The organism is Lentzea indica (genome assembly GCF_012184385.1).
Classification (GTDB): Bacteria; Actinomycetota; Actinomycetes; order Mycobacteriales; family Pseudonocardiaceae; genus Lentzea; species Lentzea indica.
In genome coordinates, this window is the sequence record NZ_VSRL01000608.1 from 1 (window position 1) to 595 (window position 595).

At 60.8% G+C, this 595-nt stretch carries 1 rRNA gene; it reads right to left on the reverse strand.

Features of this window, described 5'->3' with window-relative positions:
* Positions 1 to 188 precede the first annotated feature (188 nt).
* Positions 189 to 595: ribosomal RNA gene (locus FXN61_RS49935) — 16S ribosomal RNA — on the reverse strand; the annotation flags it as partial.

Genomic DNA, 595 nt, shown 5'->3' on the forward strand with positions numbered 1-595 from the left:
CCCGGCCGGCTCCCCGTCGCCGGACGATCATGCGTTCCACGCTCTTGCGAGCAGTACTAGCAGCCTCCGACCCAGAACCCCGGCCGAGTAGTCAACGTTCCACCCCATGAGCTGACCACCGTCGGTCATTCGCCGACGTAGTGGCTCCTGGACCACCAAGCAAGCTTGGCGGCCTAGATGCTCCTTAGAAAGGAGGTGATCCAGCCGCACCTTCCGGTACGGCTACCTTGTTACGACTTCGTCCCAATCGCCAGTCCCACCTTCGACAGCTCCCTCCCACAAGGGGTTGGGCCACCGGCTTCGGGTGTTACCGACTTTCGTGACGTGACGGGCGGTGTGTACAAGGCCCGGGAACGTATTCACCGCAGCAATGCTGATCTGCGATTACTAGCGACTCCGACTTCACGGGGTCGAGTTGCAGACCCCGATCCGAACTGAGACCGGCTTTATGGGATTCGCTCCACCTCGCGGTATCGCAGCTCATTGTACCGGCCATTGTAGCACGTGTGCAGCCCAAGACATAAGGGGCATGATGACTTGACGTCATCCCCACCTTCCTCCGAGTTGACCCCGGCAGTCTCCCATGAGTCCCCAG